The sequence below is a fragment of the Shimia thalassica genome, assembly GCF_001458215.1.
Taxonomy (GTDB): Bacteria; Pseudomonadota; Alphaproteobacteria; order Rhodobacterales; family Rhodobacteraceae; genus Shimia; species Shimia thalassica.
Genome location: NZ_CYTW01000001.1, coordinates 1044023 through 1063154, shown reverse-complemented (window position 1 = coordinate 1063154; position 19132 = coordinate 1044023). Strand labels below are relative to the sequence as shown.

Annotated in this window: 14 protein-coding genes; 2 read left to right on the top strand and 12 right to left on the bottom strand. The window is 56.5% G+C overall.

Annotated features, from left to right (window positions below):
* Positions 1 to 3: 3 nt before the first annotated feature.
* Genes PH7735_RS04910 through PH7735_RS04895 form a run of 4 tightly spaced genes read right to left on the bottom strand, consistent with a single transcriptional unit; the run spans position 4 to position 4260 of the window.
* Entirely contained in the window at positions 4 to 750 is a 747-nt protein-coding gene (locus tag PH7735_RS04910; RefSeq protein WP_058310171.1) for a maleate cis-trans isomerase family protein, read from the bottom strand.
* An 8-nt stretch (positions 751 to 758) separates the two neighbouring features.
* Entirely contained in the window at positions 759 to 1925 is a 1167-nt protein-coding gene (locus PH7735_RS04905) for a M24 family metallopeptidase (RefSeq protein WP_058310170.1), read from the bottom strand.
* Positions 1922 to 3112: a diaminopropionate ammonia-lyase gene (locus PH7735_RS04900; protein WP_058310169.1), complete on the bottom strand. Its 1191-nt coding sequence runs from the start codon at positions 3110 to 3112 to the stop codon at positions 1922 to 1924. The genes PH7735_RS04905 and PH7735_RS04900 overlap by 4 nt, the downstream gene beginning before the upstream one ends.
* On the bottom strand, positions 3109 to 4260 hold the full coding sequence (locus PH7735_RS04895; RefSeq protein WP_058310168.1) for an amidohydrolase: 1152 nt from the start codon (positions 4258 to 4260) through the stop codon (positions 3109 to 3111). Before PH7735_RS04895 ends, PH7735_RS04900 begins: the two co-directional genes overlap by 4 nt.
* Positions 4261 to 4381: 121 nt before the next feature.
* Between PH7735_RS04895 and PH7735_RS04890 the strand changes: the two genes are divergently transcribed.
* Entirely contained in the window at positions 4382 to 4831 is a 450-nt protein-coding gene (locus PH7735_RS04890; RefSeq protein WP_058310167.1) for an Lrp/AsnC family transcriptional regulator, read from the top strand.
* On the opposite strand, the gene PH7735_RS04885 is transcribed toward PH7735_RS04890, so the two are convergent.
* The 8 genes from PH7735_RS04885 to PH7735_RS04850 all read right to left on the bottom strand — a co-directional run bounded on the left by PH7735_RS04885 (position 4828) and on the right by PH7735_RS04850 (position 18273).
* A complete protein-coding gene (locus PH7735_RS04885) occupies positions 4828 to 6039 on the bottom strand; it encodes a T6SS phospholipase effector Tle1-like catalytic domain-containing protein (RefSeq protein WP_058310166.1) in 1212 nt (403 codons plus the stop codon). The two genes, PH7735_RS04890 and PH7735_RS04885, sit on opposite strands and share 4 nt — an antisense overlap.
* A 105-nt stretch (positions 6040 to 6144) precedes the next feature.
* Positions 6145 to 9279 carry an efflux RND transporter permease subunit gene (locus PH7735_RS04880; RefSeq protein ID WP_058310165.1) on the bottom strand — a complete coding sequence of 1045 codons (3135 nt, stop codon included), beginning with the start codon at positions 9277 to 9279 and terminating at the stop codon, positions 6145 to 6147.
* Between the two features lie 6 nt (positions 9280 to 9285).
* Positions 9286 to 10419 carry an efflux RND transporter periplasmic adaptor subunit gene (locus PH7735_RS04875; protein ID WP_145865261.1) on the bottom strand — a complete coding sequence of 378 codons (1134 nt, stop codon included), beginning with the start codon at positions 10417 to 10419 and terminating at the stop codon, positions 9286 to 9288.
* A 158-nt stretch (positions 10420 to 10577) separates the two neighbouring features.
* Positions 10578 to 11891: a guanine deaminase gene (gene guaD / locus PH7735_RS04870; protein WP_058310163.1), complete on the bottom strand. Its 1314-nt coding sequence runs from the start codon at positions 11889 to 11891 to the stop codon at positions 10578 to 10580.
* Positions 11892 to 11986: 95 nt separating this feature from the next.
* The gene (gene xdhC / locus PH7735_RS04865; RefSeq protein ID WP_058310162.1) at positions 11987 to 12877 is read right to left on the bottom strand and encodes a xanthine dehydrogenase accessory protein XdhC; all 891 of its coding nucleotides are present in this window, start codon (positions 12875 to 12877) and stop codon (positions 11987 to 11989) included.
* Positions 12878 to 12881: 4 nt separating this feature from the next.
* Positions 12882 to 15197 (bottom strand): xanthine dehydrogenase molybdopterin binding subunit, encoded by a 2316-nt coding sequence (gene xdhB, locus PH7735_RS04860; protein ID WP_058310161.1) that lies wholly within the window; start codon positions 15195 to 15197, stop codon positions 12882 to 12884.
* Between the two features lie 11 nt (positions 15198 to 15208).
* Positions 15209 to 16669 carry a xanthine dehydrogenase small subunit gene (gene xdhA, locus PH7735_RS04855; protein ID WP_058310160.1) on the bottom strand — a complete coding sequence of 487 codons (1461 nt, stop codon included), beginning with the start codon at positions 16667 to 16669 and terminating at the stop codon, positions 15209 to 15211.
* A 389-nt stretch (positions 16670 to 17058) separates the two neighbouring features.
* Complete coding sequence (locus PH7735_RS04850; RefSeq protein ID WP_058310159.1) at positions 17059 to 18273, bottom strand: acyl-CoA dehydrogenase; 1215 nt, start codon at positions 18271 to 18273, stop codon at positions 17059 to 17061.
* 258 nt (positions 18274 to 18531) lie between these two features.
* On the opposite strand from PH7735_RS04850, the gene PH7735_RS04845 reads away from it, so the two are divergent.
* The gene (locus PH7735_RS04845; protein WP_058310158.1) at positions 18532 to 19113 is read left to right on the top strand and encodes a cupin domain-containing protein; all 582 of its coding nucleotides are present in this window, start codon (positions 18532 to 18534) and stop codon (positions 19111 to 19113) included.
* The last annotated feature ends 19 nt before the right edge of the window (positions 19114 to 19132 follow it).

Sequence of the window (19132 nt, the reverse complement as noted above, 5' to 3'; positions counted from 1 at the left end):
GCCCTATGGCGTGGCAAACAGTTGCCCCAGTTCGGGTCGCGGCACATGTGCCCCCGCCTGATGCAACATATGCCAGCCCATCGCCACATTGCTGGACAGGACCGGCAGACCAATGCGGGCTTCGATATCGGCAAGCCGTCCAAGGACGCGCAGGTTTGTGCAGGAAATGACAAGTGCGTCGCAGTCGGCCTGCCCCGCAACGGTTTCCGCGGCTTTGACAATCGACTCTTCCGTAATGCGGGCCACGACCCGATCATCGCCTTCTTCAAAGCTTCCAAAAGCCGTGATTTCGAAACCAGCATCTTCAAGCCGGTCGCGCATGCGTTGCGACACTTCGGGCACATAGGGGGTCACAAATCCAAGACGCCGCACGCCAAGGTGTCGACCCGCCGCGATCAGCGCCGCCAACGGATCGGACACAAGGGCGTTGGGAAAGACACTTTGAATGGCACGCGCCACGTTGTCTGACCCGATCACGGTTGAGGCCGAAGTGCAGCCATATCCGATCACATCAAATTCCAGCGATGCAGGCAGCAGGCGCGCGGATGCGGGCAGGTCCGCCTCCATTTTGGCAAGCGTATCTGGCCGGATTTCACTGACCATCGGAATGCGGCTGTGATAGAGAGCGACGCCCGGAAGATCCATCATTCGGGCAAACTCGGGCTCTAGCGTTTCGTCGGTTTCCAGAACAATCACGCCCAGGGTTGCACCCGTTCCGATACCGTCATCTGTGTCAAAATCCAGTTTCATACTGCCCCTCAGATTACAGGCAATTCAAGCTCTGCGCGGCGGGTCAAAAGCTCTGCCCCGTTTGCGCGCACAACGATGTTTTCCTCGTGCACCATGATGCGGCCGTCTCCATATCCCAAGGATGGCTCAAGGGTCAGCACCATGTTTTCCGCGATCACCGTATCATCAAACGCGGCATGAGAGGGCCATTCTGTCAATTGCATGCCCAGACCATGCCCCAGCCGGCCCACATCGCCGCCCTGATCATCCATCTCCGAGATAACATTCTGCATCGCATGGAACAGGTCGCGACAGGTTGCACCGGGGCGCGCTGCCTCGATGCCCGCTTCGGTCGCCCGCCAGAGCGTATCATAGGCCTGTTTCGATTTGTCATCCGCCCGCGTGATGGCAAAGTTCCTGTCGAAATCGCAGAAATAGCCGTCCCATGTCGCGCCGGTGTCCAGCATCATGATGTCTCCGTCCTGCAACGGACGCCGCGAGGGGGGCGAGATCACGTCGTGATACCCGCCCTGATCCGCGCCACCAACAAGATAGGGCACATCATCCGCCCCAAGTTCGAGGGCTTTGCGACGGAAGGCACGGAAGGTGTCCTCAAAAGCCTGGCCTTGAAACGCGAAATCGGGAACCGAGGAAAATGTATCAGACCCCAGCGCACAGATATGGCGCAACTTGGTGATTTCCGCTTCGGATTTGACCATACGCAACGACCGGATCAGGCCGGTTGCGTCTTGGACCTTCAATCCCGCAAGCAATGACATCAAACGCTCGTAATCGCCCAACGGCATACGCAGCATGGTTTCGTGCCCCTTCATGACACCCACACGCGCCCCACGCGCCGCATAGGGGCCCAAAAGTTCAACCAACAGGGACAAACCGTCATCTGCCGGTGCGGGCGCGCTCCACGTGCGGATGTCGTCCAACCACGTTTGCCGCATCAATGCCGCGCCAATTTCCGGAATAACAGCAATGGGTTTGCCGGAAGCGGGCACAAACAAAAACCAGGGGCGTGTCGGGCTTTGCCAGAACAACGTGTGAAAACCGGTGAAATAACGCACCTCGGGCTCTGTCATGAGGAACAGCCCATCCAACCCCTGCTCTGCCATCAGGGTTTGCGCACGCACCGTGCGCGCCGCGAATTCGGCCTTGGTAAACCCGCGCTCTGGCGCCGGTATCATGCGTTTTCTCCAGCCATGATGCGCGCAAAAATGTCCGGGTCGGTCACCCCTTCCGAGCCGATCAACAACACGCGCGAGGTTGGCCCAAGGCCAAGGCTTTGCGCCATCTCCGTGTCTTTACCAGCAGCAAGAACCGCCGCCAGACCGGCCACGGCGCTTTCGCCGGCTTCGATTTTGTCCGTTGGGTTTTCGGGCATTGCCAGCAATCGCACGGTGGGCGCCACAATGCTGTCGGGGATCGTGACAAAATCTCGCGCTTCTTCTGCAAGGATCTCCCACGCCATTTCAGACGGCTCGCCACATGACAGCCCTGCCATGATGGTTTCTTCTTCGATATGGACCGCAACCGGTTTTTGGGACTTGGCGCTTTCGAACAAACATGCTGCCAGTTCGGGTTCTACAACCACGACACGTGGCGAGTCTTCTTTCCAGTACTGGCGTAAAGCGGCCGCCACTGACGCTGCCAACCCGCCGACACCACCTTGCAAAAAGACATGGGTGGGCGCCTGTTCCAGTGCGTCACAGGCCTCTCGGGTCATGACGCCATAACCCGCCATCACATCGCGCGGGGGTTCGGAATACCCCTCCCAAGAGGTATCCGAGACAACGAACCATCCGTTTGCCTCAGCCTCTTCCCGGGCAAGCCCAACAGAGGCGTCATAATCTCCGTCGATGCGAATAACCTCTGCGCCAAGGTCGCGCATTGCTTCGGCGCGGCCTTCGCTGACTTCTGCATGGATATAAATCCGGCAGGGTGCCCCGACATTTTTGCATCCCCATGCCAGAGAACGCCCATGGTTGCCGTCGGTCGCAGAGACCAAAACGATTTTTGCGCAATCGTCGGCGTATTTACCCTCGCGGATGTCTGCAAGAGCCACCTCTGTGCCCAATCGGGCCGACAGTTCACGTTGCAACACCCGCATCGCGGCATAGGCACCGCCCAACGCCTTGAAGCTGCCCAAACCGAACCGCGGGCCTTCGTGTTTGTAATCAATCCGCGCGACACCCGCCTCGCTCGCAAGGGCCTCAAGCGAGACCAGCGGCGTCGGAGCATAGCCGGACCATGCCGTGATCTCGTCCCAAGCGGCGGAAAAGTCTGTCGGTGACAAAACGGAAAACGCCGCCGTGCCAGTTTGGGGACTGCCCGCAGCATACCGCAACGCTGCGTCTGCAAAAACATTGCTCATTCTGTGTCCTTTCTCAGGGGCAACCGGTCTTGGACCAAACGCACCCAAAACTCTGCGCCAATTGGCAGCAAAGCATCATTAAAGTCATAATCGGCCGAATGCAGAGGCTGACCGCACGGGCCGTCTTCGCCATTGCCCATCATCAGAAAACACCCTGGAACGGCGGCGGTGAACTGTGCGAAATCCTCGGAGAAACTCATGGCGGGGCGATCACGCCACACGTCACACCCTGCCGCCTCACCGGCGCGATACGCCGCCTGTGTGGGTCCATCCGCGTTGAACGTCTCTACAAAGTCGGTCTGGAAAGACACCGAAATGTCGACACCATGCGCGGCGGCAAGCCCGCCCGCAATCTGGCGCATGAAGCCTTCGACCTGTGCGCGGTGTTCCGGCGCGCGCGCGCGAACGTCGCCCTTAATCACGGCCTGACCGGGCAGAACATTGCGTTGCCCGTCTGTCAAAAACTCTGTCGGAGACACCACAACACCGGCATCAGGAGCAAGTTTGCGGGACACGATCGTTTGCAATGCCAGAACAAGCTCTGCGCCAACGGTCAAAGCTTCGACGCCAACGTGCGGCATGGAAGAGTGCCCGCCCTGCCCCGTGATCGTAAATTCAAAAAGGCTTTCGCTGCTGCAAACCATACCGGTGCGCGACGAAACCTGCCCCACGGGTGCGCCGGGAAGGTTGTGAATGGCATAGACCTCGTCGATCTCGAATTGAGACAGCACACCCTCTTTGATCATGGCCTTGGCGCCGCCGCCGTGTTCTTCGTCCGGTTGGAACAAAAACACCACCGTGCCGTCGAAACCGCCTTCGGACACAAGCCGTTCTGCCGCCCCCAGCAACATGGTTGTATGGCCATCGTGACCACAAGCATGCATCACGCCGTCATCGGTCGAAACGTACCCATGCGTCGAAATTTCCGAAATCGGCAACGCATCCATATCCGCGCGCAGCCCGATCGCACGATTGCCAGTCCCCAGACGCAGCACCCCCACGACGCCAACACCTTCGTGGACCTCAACCCCAATTTCGCGCAGACGGTCTGCGACGACCTGTTTCGTGCGTGTCTCCTGAAACCCCAGTTCCGGGTGGCGGTGCAGGTCATGGCGCAGGCTGACCAGACGTTCTTCAAATTGTGACATAGGTCCTCACACAGATCTTCAGTGATCAGAATACTCTCTCTTTGCTTTGAAATTTCTATGATTTTGACGAAACGGCAACTATTTTGATTTCAATTTCAAAGAATCGAGAGAATTTTCAGAAATGGATGCAAAAGATCGCGCCATCCTCAAGCTGGTGCAAGGCAACGCAAGACTCACCGCAGAGGTCATCAGCCAAGAAGTTGGCCTTTCTCCGCCTGCTGTTCAAAAACGGCTGCAAAAGCTTCGGACAACAGGTGTCATCGAACGCGAGATTGCGGTTTTGAGCCCCACCAAGATGGGGGCGGAAATGACAATCGTCACCGAAGTTTTGCTGGAACGAGAAAGCCGCGCACAACTTGATGAATTCAAACGCAGAATGCGCAGCGCGCCCTGTGTGCAGCAGTGTTATTACACCACCGGAGAAAGCGATTTTGTGTTGATCCTGACCGTGCGTGACATTCAGGAATACGAAGAATTTACCCAGACCTATTTCTTCGACAATTCCAATATCAGCCGGTTCAAAACGGCGGTTGTGATGGATCGGGTCAAGGTCTCGCTGGATGTGATCTAGGGCGTCTCACCTTCTTCGTCTTCAATGCGATACTTCGAAGGCAGGTTTACGGGCTTTTGCCCCAGCTTTTCACATCGCGCCAAAACGGAGGCATGAATACGTGCGTTTTCGGGAACGGCGCGTGGTTCGAACAATGAAATCGACAGCCCCCAAAAAGACTTCCGTCGCGATCCGCTGGATTTCAGGAAAGGCAGATACTCAAGGACTTTCCAGCCCGTTGTCATGGAATCATGGGCCTCTGAAAACGGATCGGGGGCGCAGTATTTATTGTCTTTGCTCGTCCCAAGCACCAGCCGGTTGATGGTTGCCGTGTTATAAACCAGCCCATAGTCACGCGTTTTGCGGATCATCCAGTCGAGCGGAATTTTTGCCAACCCGCTTTCCGGTTCCCCATAGCCCCCGCCGATATCTGCGTGCACGCCCGTAAACCAGACTTCGTGGACCTCTTGCGGTTTTGCAGCCTTTTTGTTGAAGGGATTGCCCCAGTATTCCTGTGTTTCAGGCCAAAGCTTTGCAACAAACATGCGACGACGTTCATCCAAAGCCACGGCATGGCACACGGCCTCGACGCTGGGGTTATGGTTGGTGAAGACGTGCGTGCGCAACATTGGCAGGTTGCGCGGACCCGGCTCGATGACCGATGACACGGTATCAAACAACCCCAGACAGCGGATTGGGGGGCGGTCGGGTCGCAGGCTACGTTCAAACAGGCGCAGGCTGGCAAAACTCGGGGCTTCGCGATCTTTTTGCTGAACACCTTTATAGGCCCGATAGGCGTAATCCAGAAGGTTCAGGTTTCGTGGCTCTAACAAGCCAAGCCCGTTGATCAAACCGGCCAAGACACGCGCAGTATAGGCCCCGCGGGAAAAGCCGAAGATGTAGATCTGGTCCCGCTCTGTGCGGGTCACCTTTTTCCCATCCTCGATTGTTTCAATTTCGGTTGTGTCATAGTTTTCGACGAGAAAACGATAGGCCTCTTTCACATTCTGATCGAGCCCCCACCCCGTCGCCATCTGGAACACTTCGACCGTCTTCTGCCACCAGCGCGACCAAGCGTTTTTGCCGCCAAGCGTACCAACCCCGGGGTCATAGTACACCAACTGGGTTTCCGACTTTTTCAGACAGCCATACAGGCGCAGGATATTCGTGCGTTGATTTGAAATTTCGTTGGATGTTCCATCCAGCAGGATCACAATATTTTTGGGCATAATGATACTTCCCTAAAATGCAATCACACTACGCCGACTCTCGCGCAGCGACCAAAAGAAAAGAGCGCCCGAAGGCGCTCTTTCGTTGTTTGCCATAAACAAAGCCTAGCTTTCAGCAGGCGTTTCCGGAGTGTCTTTTATGCCTTTGACCCATTCACGTGCTGATTGCATCAACACATAGAGCACTGGAACCAGAATAACCCCGAGCACCGTCGCCGCCAGCATGCCACCAAAGACCGCGACACCAATCGCCTGTTGGCTGGCGGCGCCTGCGCCACTGGCCAATACAAGTGGCACCACGCCGAGAAGGAAGGACAATGCCGTCATCATCACAGCGCGGAAACGTTGGCTTGCGGCCTCGGCTGCGGCCTCGCGAATGCTCATACCGCTGGCGCGCCGCTCCATCGCGAATTCGACAATCAGGATGGCGTTTTTGGATGCCAGACCAATCAGCATGATCATCCCGATCTGGGTATAAAGGTTGATATCTCCTCCCCACACCGCGACCGCGGCAAGCGCGCCGAACAAGGCAACTGTCACAGACAACAAGATGCCGATGGGCATGGTCCAGCTTTCGTATTGCGCCACAAGGAACAGGTATCCGAACACAACCGCCATGATCAGGATAACGACAACGAGGCCACCTGAGGCCTGTTGTTGTTGGGCCGTTCCGGTCCATTCGAATGCATATCCCGGAGGCAATGTCGAAGACGCCTCTTCTTCGAGAACACGAATGGCATCCCCTGTCGACAAACCTTCTGCTGGCACACCTGTCACAGTGGCCGCGCGGAACATGTTGTAACGGTTCAACGCCACAGGGCCCAGTTCGTTGCGGATTGTGATCAGGGTTCCCATCGGAACCATCTCGCCAGTTTGTGACCGCACGTACAGGCTATTGAGGTCCTCGACCTTGTCTCGGTATTCGCCGTCGGCCTGGATCATCACCCGGTACACGCGCCCGAACAGGTTAAAGTCGTTCACATAGAACGAACCCATATAGGCCTGAAGCGTCTGGAATACATCAGACACTGCAACATTCAAGGACTTGGCCTTTTCCCGATCCAGATCCACAAAGACCTTTGGCACATTGGCGCGGAACGTCGAATAGGACTGCGCCATTTCCGGATGCTGGTTCGCACCATAGACAAGCCCGCCAATCGCGGCAGACAGGTCTTGCGCGGTACCGCCGCCGGTTTGCTGGACCTTCATCTCAACACCGGCAGACATGCCCAGCCCCGAAATCGGCGGCGGGTTAAAGGCGATGACATTTGCCGAGATTTCCTGATTTGCGATGGCATAGATATTCGCAAGAACACCGTCCGCACTCAGCTCATCCGTTTCGCGTTCGGTCCATGGTGTCAGGTTGGCAATGATCATGGCCCCGTTTGATCCGGACCCGTTCAACAGGCTGAATCCATTTACGTTCACGATGTTTGCGACACCCGGAATGGCCTGAATTTGATCGCTCAGACGGGTTGTCACCTGTTCGGTCCGCTCAAGAGATGCCGCGTCTGGCAATTGAACATCCACAAACAGATAGCCGTTGTCCTCAAGCGGAATAAAACCGGCAGGCAGCGATTTGAACAACGCGCCAGATCCCAGAAAGATAGCCGCCAAAATCGCCACGGCGATCAGTGGCACCCGAACAAGACGCTTAACGATGCCGACATAGCGGCCCCGCACCCCGTCGATGCCTTTTTCAAACGTGGCAAGCACGCCCTTCGGGCCGCCTTCGCGCGGCTTCAGGATCAGCGAGCAAAGAGCAGGAGACAGCGTCAGCGCGTTGATGGAAGAGATCACAACCGCAATCGAGATGGTGACCGCAAACTGCGAATACAGTCGACCGGTGATACCGGGCATAAAGGTGACCGGAATAAACACGGCCAACAGCACCAACGTTGTCGCAATGACGGGGCCGGTGATTTGTCCCATTGCCTTGCGCGTCGCATCCGGTGCGCTCAGACCTTCATCTGCCATGATCCGTTCAACATTCTCGACCACAACGATGGCATCATCCACAACGATACCGATGGCCAAGACAAGTGCAAACAACGAGATCGTGTTGAGCGACATGCCAAACGCAAGAAGGAAGGCAAATGTCCCGATCAGGGACACAGGGATCGCGATCGCCGGAATAACCGTGGCCCGTACGTTCCCAAGAAAGACAAACACAACCGCGATCACCAGAACAAAGGTCTGCATCAGTGTCGTGATCACGTCTTTCAGGGACTGGTTCACAAAACGTGTCGAGTCGAAGGGCACGTCATAAACAACGTCATCAGGAAAGGATCGCGCAAGCCTTTCAAGCTCGGCCGAAACCCCGTCCGCAACAGCAAGAGCATTCGCGCCCGGTGCCTGATAGATCGCAAGAACCGTGGCCGGCTTGCCCGAAAAACGCCCCGACGCATTGTAATAGCTTGACCCGAGTTCGACCTTGGCAACGTCACGAATGCGCACGATGCTGCCGGCGTCACCGGTTCTCAGAACAATGTCTTCAAACTCTTTGACCGTGGTCAGACGGCCTTTGGATTTGATGGTATATTGAAACTGTTGTCCCGTGGGGATCGGAGGCGTCCCGATTTGGCCTGCCGACACTTCGAGGTTTTGCTCGCGGATGGCGTTGATCAGATCGGTTGGCACCAACCCCAGACCGGCCATCCGGTTCGGATCCATCCACATCCGCATTGAATATTCAAAGTTGGTCATGACGTCGGCCTTGCCCACGCCATTCACCCGCGCAAGTGCATCGCGCAGGTTGATGTTGGTGTAGTTCGACAAAAACACTTCGTCATAGGTGCTGTTGGGGGACGACAACGTGACTAGCATCAGCATATTGGTCGACGATTTTTGCGTCACAACCCCCGATGAGGTCACCTCGGTGGGCAAAGACGCCATCGCCTGAGCCACGCGGTTTTGCACGTTGACCGAGGCAATGTCGGGATCGGTGCCCACCTCGAATGTGACGGACAGGTTGTAAGATCCGGTATCGGTGCTGTCGGACGACATATAAATCATGTCGTCGACCCCGTTGACTTGCGCCTCGATCGGGGCGGCAACGGTGTTCTCGACAGTTTCCGAGTTCGCGCCGGTATAGCTCGCACTGACGTTCACAACCGGGGGCGTGATTTCGGGAAACTGTTCAACCGGCAGAACCAGATAGCCGATAATGCCCATGATCGTCAGAACGATCGAAATCACAAAGGACGTCTTGGGACGTGCAATGAATATTGAGGAAAACACGACCGCTTACTCCTCTGTCGGGGTGCCGGCCAGGACAGAATCCACAGCCACACCAGGTCGCACGCGTTGCAGCCCTTCCACAATCACGGCTTCGCCTTCGCGCATACCGTCCTCGACAACAACGGCCGTTTCGACCTGACGGCCCAGCGTAACGTATCGCTGTTCGACCGTTTGTTGCTGGCCAACAACCAGAACAAAGTCACCGCGTTGATCACGTTGAACGGCGGCTTGCGGGATCATCAGAACCTTGGTGGGTTCCGTGGCCTCGATCCGGACCTTCAGGAACGATCCGTCAACGATAAGACCCTTGGCGTTTTCGAACTCGGCCCGTACAGGAATGGTGCCGGTGGTTGGATCTACACGGTTGTCGGCAAACACCACGCGCCCCGACTCGTCCAGCTCTTCGCCGTTGGGCAAGATTACAAACACATTCGGGGTTTGTTCATTGTTGGCAAGGCCGCCCACAGATGTTTCATAAGCTTGGATAACCGAAATCAACTGTTTTTCTGTCAGTGAAAACTCAACAAAAATCGGTGCGGTCCGCACCAGCGTGATCAGCGGCGCTGTGGAGGGACCGACCAATTCGCCCACACTCACGGCAGAGCGACCAACACGTCCCTCAAATGGAGCGACAACTTCGGTATAGGTCACGTCCAGCTTTGCCAGCTGGATTGCGGCTTCGGCAATCGCAACCTGCGCAATCGCCACCTGATTGTTGGCATAGGCCACATCGCGATCGGCTTCGGTGCCCACCTCGCGTTCGTAAAGTTCGGTTTTCCGTTCCAACTCGACTTCGGTCAGATGCAGGTTCGCTTCTGCCTGTGCAAGATCGGCCTCGCGCGCACTCAGGGTGGCTTCGTAGGTGTCAGCCTCGATGCGGAACAGAGGGTCACCTGTGTTGACAGCGTCGCCATCTTTTACAAGCACCTCTTCGACAAAGCCGCTTACACGAGCCATGAGGTCAACCTTGTCGATCGCTTCACCTTTGCCGATGAAGATGACCTGACTTGTCAACTCGTCCGTGTAGGCCGCCGCAACTGAAACTTTGGGAGGGGGCGCATCTTGGGCGTGCCCCTGTGCCGCAAGCAGAGCGGTTGCCGACAAAGCAATCATAAACGAACGTAAAGTCTGAGGTCCCATAGCAATCTTTCCTGAAAGGGCGCGGCGACTCTTTCCGTAGGGTCACCGCCCGATGCCAAATTTTCTGCGCAATTCAAACACGTGACCGGCATGCACACAACGCTGTAAATGCCGATCCTTCAAAGCAATTGCCTTTTACGGCGCTGTGGTTTGAACGGTTATGCCGCCCGCGCATCTCTCTTTTGTCTTTCTCCGGCGACATAAACCTGTGATATCGCGCGGTCGTCTCCCATCATCATCAGAATAAACAGTTCTTCCGACAGGCTTGTCGCGCGCAATGCTCGCAGGGCCATCTCTGGTGTTGCCTGGCTGTTCAGAACCACAATATCCGCATCACTTCCTGCAGATAGCGTGCCAATCCGATCTTCCAACCCAAGCGCCACGGCGTTACCGCGAGTGATCCAGTGGAACGCTCGCAACGGGTGAAGCTTTTGCCCCTGAAGTTGCAGCACCTTGTAGCCTTCGTTCAGGGTTTGCAGCATCGAATAGCTGGTGCCGGCCCCGATATCCGTTGCGATGCCGCTTTGAATGCCCTGTGCCCGCAAGCCCGCATCATCAAACAGGCCACTTCCCAGAAACAAATTCGACGTGGGACAGAAAACAGGGTGTGCACCGGTTTCCACCAAAGCCTCGATTTCGCGCGGTTCAAGGTGAATAGCGTGCCCCAGAAAGGATTTTTCCGTCACAAGCCCATAGGTCTGATACACGTCCAGATAATCACGCGCCTGCGGATACAGCGCCTTTGTAAAGGAAATTTCATCCTTGTTTTCAGATAGATGCGTCTGAATGTAACACTCGGGATGTTCCCGCACCAAAGTTCCGGCCATTTCCATCTGTGCTGGTGTCGAGGTGATCGCGAACCGTGGGCTGATCGCGTAATGCGCACGCCCCTTCCCGTGCCATCTCTCAATCAACGCCTTAGTATCGTCATACGCTGACTGTGGCGTATCACACAGTGCATCCGGGGCGTTCCTGTCCATCATGACCTTGCCACCGATCATGCACATGTTGCGGCGGGCCGCTTCGGTGAAATAGGCCTCCGCCGACCCCGCATGAACCGAGCAAAACGCCATGGCGGTTGTTGTGCCCTGCGCCAAAAGAATATTGTAAAAGGCTGCCGCCATATCATCGGCATGTCCCTGATCTGCGAACCGCATTTCTTCGGGAAAGGTATAGTTGTTCAGCCAATCCAAAAGCTGGTCACCCCAGCTGGCAATCACCTGCACCTGCGGAAAATGCAGATGCATGTCGATGAACCCCGGCAATAACAGATGAGGACGATGATCCGTTTCCGCCAATCCGGGCTGTTTCAAATCATCATAGGTCCCGATTGCCTCGATACGCCCTGCGCTGATCACCAAAGCGCCATCTTCGATATAGGTATACGCCTCCGTGTCGGCTTCGGTTTGCGGCTCACTTTGAAAAGTGAGCACGCGGCCCCGCAACAGGTGTCGTTGTCCTGATTGTGTCATCGTCTTTCATCCGTTTTCGTCAATCAACCGCGCGCGTCCAAAGCTGACCGTTGAGGTCAAAGTGCTGCGATTGTTGTATGTGGTCGGAGTGAAGCTCAGATGCGTCCTTTCCGAACGTGCCTCTGCCTCACCAGTGGATCGTCCAAGGCGGACGGTTCATCAGCCCCTTTCGGGGCGCTGGCTGCGGCAGGTTCAGAGGTCAAAACCGTGATCACTTCTGCCGCGACCTGCGCGGCGATCACGGAAGGCCGCTTGTCGCGGCTACCGCCTGCCCCAATGGGACAGATCAACGATGCGACGGACAGGCCATCGCAAAAATCGTTGCACCAGGAAGTAAACCTGGCGCGTTTCGTTTTGGATCCGATCATGCCGACATAGGCGGCATCTCCACGCTGGATCGCGACCGAAGCCAAAAGAAAATCCAGTGCGTGATCATGTGTCAGAACAATAAAGGCGCTGCCTGCAGGAGCTTGAGAGATGTCCTGCTCGGGCATCACGGACAAGCGCCGTTCAACATCGGCCGTCGACAACGCCAATTCTGCCTTGCGTTGGTCGATCAAAATGCATCGCACGGGCATATGCTGGAAAAAATCGGCCAGGGCACGACCGACATGTCCAGCCCCCAACAAATAGACATGCGGCAGCGCGGTCTCGTCTGCCTGTTCTTTCTCAAGGGCGGCCTCGCGGATAGAGGCAGTTGCCAACCGCAGGGATACCGCAACGCGCCCCCCGCAGCATTGACCGATTTCAGGCCCCAAAGGTACGTTCATGTCACGCACTTCGACCGACCGGCTCAACATCGAGCGAGCCTCGTCGATCACCATATACTCGAGCTGCCCGCCCCCGATGGTGCCGAACAACCCGTCACGCGCAACGAACATCGACGTCCCGCCATCCCGCGGGGACGACCCTGAAACAGCCGACAGGGTGATTTCAATCACCTTGTCATGGGTTTCAAAAAAACCGGCGAGCGTGGCACGGGCCATGACTCTACGCCCCCCGAAGACGTTCGACGGCCATCAGCACGCGCTCTGGCGTGGCAGGTGTGTCCAGTCGGGGGCATTCGCGATAGTCCGCCACCGAAGCAACGGCCATTGAAATGGCCTCAAGCACGGAAATCCCGAGCATAAAGGGCGGCTCACCCACAGCTTTGGAACGTTTGATGGTCAACTCACGGTTTTCCGACCATTCCGGCAGAGCCACATTGAAAATCTTTGGCCGGTCAGAGGCCAGGGGGATCTTATAGGTCGACGGCGCATGGGTGCGCAAAGCCCCCTTGTCGTCCCACCACAGTTCCTCGGTTGTCATCCAGCCCATCCCCTGAATGAAGGCGCCTTCGACCTGTCCTTTGTCGAGGATCGGGTTCAGCGATTTGCCGACATCATGAAGAATATCCGTGCGATCCACCGAATACTCGCCCGTAAGAGTGTCGATGCTCACCTCCGAGCACGCCGCGCCATAGGCATAGTAATAGAACGGTCGCCCTTTGCCCGCCGCGCGGTCCCAGTGGATTTTGGGCGTTTTGTAAAATCCGGCCGCAGACAGTTGAACGCGCGCCATATAGGCCCGCTTGATAAAATCGTTAAAAGCAATGATTTCATCGCCGACCTGAACCGCGTTTGGAACAAACACCACCTGTTCAGGTGCCACGCCCCATTCCTCTGCCGCGAATGCGATCAGCCGTTCTTTGAGTTGCTCGCAGGCATCCAGCGCAGCCATGCCATTCAGGTCCGACCCTGAAGAGGCCGCGGTGGCCGAGGTATTGGGCACTTTCTCGGTTGTGGTCTTGGTGATTTTGATCCGGTCAAAGTCGATTTGCAGGGCTTCAGCCACGATCTGGGCCACCTTGGTGTTCAACCCCTGCCCCATTTCGGTGCCACCATGGTTCAAATGCACCGACCCGTCGTTATAGATATGCACCAGCGCGCCGGCCTGATTGTACCATGTCGCCGTGAACGAAATGCCGAATTTCACAGGTGTCAGGGCAATGCCCTTGCGGATGATGCCCCCTTTGGCGTTATGGGCAATGATCTCCTGACGCCGCGTTTGATAGCCGGCACTGTCTTCAAGTTCCGCGATCAAACGATCCAGAATATTGTCTTCCACTTTTTGGTGGTAAGGCGTCAGGTCACGCCCCTCACCGCCATAGAAATTGACCTTGCGCACCTCAAGCGGGTCCTTGCCCAGCGCATAGGCGATCTCTTCGATCATGCGTTCGGCAGCGACCACCCCTTGTGGGCCGCCAAATCCGCGAAATGCCGTATTGGACACGGTGTTGGTTTTCATCGGCTGGCTGACCAACCGCACATGCGGATAGAAATAGGCGTTGTCAGCATGAAACAGGGCCCGATCCGTCACCGGACCGGACAGATCCGATGACCAGCCGCAGCGCGCTGCAAAATCGCCTCGCACGGCCTCGATCCGGCCCAGATCGTCATGTGCGACCTCATAATCTACAACGAAATCGTGCCGCTTGCCCGTTGTAACCATGTCCTGATCGCGATCCGGACGGATTTTCACCGGCCTGCGCCACTTTTTGGCAGCCAGTGCCGCAACACAACAAAACAGGTTCATCTGGCTTTCTTTGCCGCCAAACCCGCCGCCCATACGGCGCACATTTACCACCACCGCGTTCGAGGGCACATCCAAAACATGCGCCACCATATGCTGGGCTTCGCTCGGGTGCTGGGTCGAGCAGTGCAAGACCACCTCGTCGTCTTCCCCAGGCAAGGCAAAGGCAATATGGCCCTCGAGATACATGTGATCCTGACCGCCAATGGTGATCTGGCCTTTGATCCGGTTACCAGCAGCGGCCATTGCCGCATCTGCGTCGCCACGCGCCAGCGTCAGGTTTTCCGTAATATGGGGATAACCGGCGTCTTGGGCCGCAACGGGATCAAGCGCATGCGGCAGGATTTCACAATCAACAACAGCCAGCTCCGCCGCACGCCTTGCCGCGTCACGTGTTTCGGCCACAACAGCAAACAGCGGCTGGCCGTGGAACTCGATCTTGTCCGTCGCAAACAGAGGCTCGTCATGGCGTCCTGTCGGGCTGACGTCGTTCACGCCCGGAATGTCGGCCGCTGTGAGCACTCCAAGAACCCCCGGAGCCTGTCGCACGGGGTCGAGATCGATCCCCTTTAGCATCGCATGTGCCACCGTCGAGACGCCGAGATAGGCGTGCAACGTGCCCACGGGTTCCGCGATATCATCTGTATAATCTGCACGTCCCGTCACATGTTTGGTCGCGCTGTCGTGTTGCAGGTCAGTGTTGACGCCGCCTTTAATTGATACGGTTTGCTTCATCTGTCTTCCCCTCAGGCCGTCAGCCGGATTGCGGCCACGTCATCTGAAGTCTGCTCAAGCCAAAACCGGCGGAACAAATTCTGCGCAACTGTCATGCGGTACTCGGAACTGGCCCGCCAATCCGTGAGTGGGGCGAAATCTTCGCCCAAAGCGGATGCGGCTGCCTCGAAGCTTTCGCCGCTCCATGCCTGTCCGATCAAAGCCGCCTCGGCCTGTGCCGCCCGTTTTGGCGTGGCCGCCATGCCGCCAAAGGCAACCCGAGCCTCGGAAATCAGACCATCAACAACTTTCACTGATATCCCTGCAGCAACCGATGAAATATCCTCGTCCCGCCGTTTGGAAATCTTGTACGCCGCATGCCGCCAGCCAGATAATGGCACCGGAATGTGAATGGCCTCGACAAACTCTCCTTCGGCACGATCCTGTTTGCCATAATCGACAAAAAAGTCTTCCAACAACAACGTTCGCCTGTACGCCCCATGGCGCAGGGTGATGGTCGCACCAAGAGCGATCAGCACCGGAGGCGTATCCCCGATAGGAGAGCCGTTGGCGATGTTGCCACCGATTGTTCCCATATTGCGGACTTGCCATCCTGCAATGCGTGACCAGTAGTCTGCGATATGCGGATAAGCGGAGGTCAGAACATCTTCCGCTTCGGAATAACTCACGCCCGCACCAATTGTTATGACCTCATCCGTGCGCTCTATGGTCTTCAACTCAGACAAGTGCCCCAAAAACACCGCTGGCCCGATCGGGCGCAGGAACTTTGTGACCCACAGGCCGACATCCGTTGCACCCGCCACAATCGTGGCTTTGGGATGCTCCAAAAGGACTTCGGCAAGGTCGTCAACATCGGCAGGCAGGATTGCCATGTCCTGTCCCGCCCCCACAACAACCCGCGCGCCATCGTGCAGTTTTTCCAATTCTGCCGTCACCGCTGCGCGCTCGGCTGCCAGAAAATCCGCAGCTGGCGTGCCGTATCTGCTAATGGCGTGGGCTGCGCGAACAATCGGAGCGTATCCGGTACAGCGACACAGATTCCCCTGCAGCGCTGTTTCGATCTGCATCTCCGAAGGCTCGGCCACTTCCATCCACAAGGCATAAAGGGACATCACAAAGCCGGGGGTACAGAACCCGCACTGGCTTCCGTGCTCTTCAACCATGGCCTGTTGAACAGGATGCAGGGCGTCCCCCTCACCACGAAGGTGTTCGACTGTAACCACGTGACAGCCGTCCAAAGAGACAAGAAACCGGATACAGGCATTCACGGCCTCGTATCGCAGCTGCCCGTTGTGCAACCGCCCGACCAGAACAGTACAGGCCCCGCAATCCCCTTCGGCGCACCCTTCTTTCGTCCCTGTGAGCCGTCTGTTAAGACGCAGGTAATCCAAAAGCGTATCAGAAGCGCCCACTGTTTCAGCCGAAACAGGCACGCCATTCAACAAAAAGCGGATCTCGCTTCGAACGGGCATGTTGGAACCTCCGGCACATCGTTCATGGTCAGACTGAAGTCTAACCAAAGCGATATTACTTCAAAATGTGATAATTCGCGATTGTCTTTCAATGTTTACCTGAAAGATGAAAAGTAAGGCAGGAATGGGCGAACTGCCTTATCCCCTGCCACAACCGCATTTTTTGCGCGATGTATCCATGCAAAAGCACCAACACATCCTAGAATATCAGGGCTGTTTTGCGCGCTGTCTTCGGGAAAAATGCTGGAAACGCCGAAGACAGAGTGTTTTTCTAAAGTTCGCCTCGCACTGCTTTCGTGCACATTACGAGGAACGCGGGCCCTTTTATGAGCGTCAGCATGACGTCATCGGGGCAAAGAGAGGGCCGCCGGCCCCCTCTTGAGGTTTTATCAGAAAAAGGCCTGCAGACCGGTTTGTGCCCGACCAAGGATCAGGGCGTGCACGTCGTGTGTGCCCTCATAGGTGTTCACGGTTTCCAGATTGACCATGTGACGGATCACATGGAAATCCTGCGAAATCCCGTTGCCGCCATGCATGTCACGCGAATGACGTGCGATCTCGAGTGCCTTGCCACAGTTGTTGCGTTTGATCAACGAGACCATTTCAGGGGCCGCCTGTGCTTCATCCATCAAGCGCCCGACCTGCAATGCCGCCTGAAGGCCCAGTGCGATCTCGGTCTGCATATTGGCAAGCTTCAACTGGAACAACTGTGTCTGCGCCAAAGGCTTGCCGAACTGTTTGCGATCCAGACCATAGCTGCGGGCGGCATGCCAACAGAACTCAGCCGCCCCCATCGCGCCCCATGCGATGCCGTAACGGGCGCGGTTCAAACAGCCGAAAGGCCCCTTCAACCCCGAGACATTCGGCAACAAGGCGTCTTCGCTGACCTCGACATCATTCATCACGATTTCGCCGGTGATCGACGCGCGCAGGCTTAGCTTGCCTTCGATCTTTGGTGCGCTCAGGCCTTTCATGCCCTTTTCAAGAACAAAACCCTTGATCTTGCCGCCATGCGCTTCGGACTTGGCCCAGACAACAAACACATCCGCAATCGGAGCGTTCGAGATCCACATCTTTGACCCGTTCAGGACATAACCGCCGTCGGTCTTTTTCGCGACGGTCTTCATGCTGCCCGGATCGGAACCGGCATCCGGCTCGGTCAGGCCAAAACACCCGATGTATTCACCAGAGGCCAGCTTCGGCAGATACTTCATGCGCTGCTCTTCGGTGCCATAGGCATAGATCGGGTACATCACCAACGAAGACTGTACCGACATCATCGACCGGTAACCAGAGTCGATACGTTCGACTTCGCGGGCCACCAGACCGTATGTGACATAGCCAGCGCCGATGCCGCCGTATTCTTCCGGAATGGTGGTGCCCAACAGGCCCATCGCGCCCATTTCGCGGAAGATTTCAGGGTCGGTCGACTCTTGCGCAAACGCCTCGGTCACGCGCGGCATCAGTTTGTCCTGACCATAGGCAGCAGCAGCATCACGCACCATACGCTCGTCTTCCGAGAGCTGGTTCTCCATCAGGAAGGGATCTTCCCACGTGAAAGAGGACAGATCGGGGCGGGATTGTGGGGCCAGTTCTTTCGCCATTTCGGAATCTCCTTTTTCCGCACAAGCGGCAATTGTGTTGGACGCAGCCTCTACCGAGGTCTGGGTGATGTCCAGAGGGTGTAGGAATGCAATCCGGCGGTCCAAATTGCATAAAAAGGACTGCGCCCTTTCGAATCCCGCCCCCTTGGGCACCGCATCTCATAGTTCTATTGCTCATTTTATTGCGCAATGCTAGTAAGAATTTGCGCAACACCCCGAATACCGACACCATCCTCACGATCAAATAGAGACAGCACAATGACAGAAGACTTTGATGTAGGCCGTAGATTAAGGGACTTGAGGGCCCAATACGGCTTATCTCAAAGGCAACTGGCAGAAGCCGCCAGCGTGCCCCATGGGCAAATCTCGATGATCGAAACAAATCGCAGCAGCCCGTCTGTTGCGTCTTTGCGCAAAATACTGGGCGGACTTGGCATTTCGATGTCTGAGTTTTTTGAGCCCGATGCGCCCACAGCCCAGCACCCGTTTTTTACACCACAGGATCTTCGCGACCTCACGTCACGTCTTTATCAAGGGGGCGATCTGGCCCAGCAAAAGATCGCGATCAAACAGGTTGGCGATGCCAAGGCGCACGGGCTGCAAATCTTGCATGAACGTTACGAAGCGGGCGCCGACACCGGCAGTTCGATGATCGAACACGATGCAAACGAAGGCGGTATCGTGATTGCTGGCGAAATCGAAGTGACCGTCGGCACCGAAATTCGCATTCTGAAAGCTGGCGATGCCTTTCTGTTTAACAGCCGCGAACCACATCGGTTTCGCAATATTTCCGACCGGCCCGCAGAATTGATTTCTGCCTGTACGCCCCCCTATCTGTGATCCCGCGCAAAGGAAGTGA